The sequence below is a fragment of the Bradyrhizobium sp. JYMT SZCCT0180 genome, from assembly GCF_018130165.1.
Classification (GTDB): domain Bacteria; phylum Pseudomonadota; class Alphaproteobacteria; order Rhizobiales; family Xanthobacteraceae; genus Bradyrhizobium.
Genome location: NZ_JAFCLZ010000046.1, coordinates 1 through 1810, shown reverse-complemented (window position 1 = coordinate 1810; position 1810 = coordinate 1). Strand labels below are relative to the sequence as shown.

The 1810-nt window shown below is 65.9% G+C and carries 1 protein-coding gene; it reads right to left on the bottom strand.

Annotated features, from left to right (window positions below):
• Positions 1-17 precede the first annotated feature (17 nt).
• Positions 18-1810: DUF1522 domain-containing protein (locus tag JQ641_RS37685; protein WP_212002401.1), on the bottom strand; the 1793-nt coding region annotated here is incomplete at its 5' end.

Genomic DNA, 1810 nt, shown 5'->3' with positions numbered 1-1810 from the left:
CGTTGATGTGGCTGAACTTAGCGGAGCAGCTGGAGCACGCTCTGCTGGCTCTGGTTGGCCAGCGCCAGCGCGGACACCGCGATCGACTGGCGGGTCGACAGCGCCTGGCTGTTCGCCGCTTCCTCGTTGGTGTCGGCCAGCGTCAGGTTCGACGAACCGGTCTGCAGCACGTTGATCAGGTTCTTGTTGAAGTCCTGGCGGATCTGCACGATCGACAGGTTCGAGCCGAAGGCCGAAGCCTGCGAGCGCAGCGTGGACGATGCGCTGCTCAGCGACGCCACGATGTCGTTGACCGCCGAGTTGTCCTTGAAGGCGCCGGAGCTCAGGACGTCGAGGCCGAGGCCGGCCGGGTTGAAGTTGACGCCCTGGATGCTCAGCGTCGACTTGCCGGTTTCGTTGAACGTCAGCTTCAGAGTGTCGCCGCCGAGCAGGTTGACGCCGTTGAACGACGCGTCCTGTGCGGTGGTGGTGATCTGATTGATGATGTTGTTGTACTGGGTGACCAAATTGTCGCGAGTTAGCTTGGCCGACGCGTCAACGACGGGAGCCGGCGCCGTGGTGCCGGCAGCGAACGCCTGGCCGGCGCCAACCGCGGTACCGGAGATCGCACCGATCGTGGCCGACGCCGCATCGTTCGTCGTGGTGATCGACAGCTTGCCGGACACGAACGTGGCCTGCAAATTGTTGGCCGCGAGGGCATCGTTCAGCTGATTGAGCGAGCTGATGCGGCCAGCACCCGCTCCGAACACGATGTCGGTGGCCGTGCCGCCGCCCGTCGCACCGATCTGCAGGGTCGCGCCGTCCAGAACTCCCGGGTTTTGCGTACGGGCCTGGGTGACGCCGCCGGCCAGGCCGAGCGCGCTGAGAGCTGCGGCATTGCTGCCGGTGATCGTCAGGTCGCTCAACGAGCCGGTGTTCAGCGTGATCTGGCCGCCGGTGATGGTGGAGGCCGTCGACGAACCGGTCAGGCCGTCGATCTTCGCCAGCAGGCCGGTGACGTCGCTGTCGACCTTGATCTGGTTCGGATCGCTGCCGACCGTGTTCGCCGCCACGAAGGTCAGCGTCTTGCCGTTGACGGTGAGGGTGTCACCGACCGCAAAGCCGTTCGACAACGAAGCTGCCGAGCCGTCGCCGACGTTCAGCTTGGTGGCGCCGGCCAAGGCACCAGCCGTCACGGCGCCACCGGTACGATTGCCAACGCTCGCAGCGCCAGCGTCAATGCCGAGCCTGTCGAGCACGGTAGCGGAGCCGCTCACGACGAGGTTGGAAGCCGTACCGGTGTGCAGCTGGATGACGCCGCCCGTTACCGTCGAGGCACTGGACGTATTGCCCGACAGGGTGTCAATCGCCGCAACCAAGGAGTCAAGCGAGGTATCGACGCCCATCGTATAGGCGTTGCCGGTCCCGACGAGGCCATCGGCGCCGGCTGCGAAGGTGATCGTCTTGCCATTGACAGTCAGCGTGTTGCCAGACTGGATCGCGTTGGTAGCGCCGCCGGCGCCGGCGTTGTCGGTCAGGCCCGACAGCAGCGTCGAACCGGTCGCGTTGGCAGCGGCGCCCGAAAACAGCTGGGCGCCCGCGGTCAGCGTCGTGCTGGTATACGCAGCGCGCTGCGGAGCCGAAGTACCGACGAAGGCGGCGCTGACCGGATCCTGAGCGGCGACGAGATTGTCGGCCGTTGCGCCCGCGATATCGACGGAGGTGAACGCCGACTTGGTCGAGAAACCAACCGTGGTCTGCAGCGCCTGATTGGCGACGGACTTGGCGGAGTCGACGAGCTTCTGCAGCGAGGTGATGCCGGTGTTGGCGG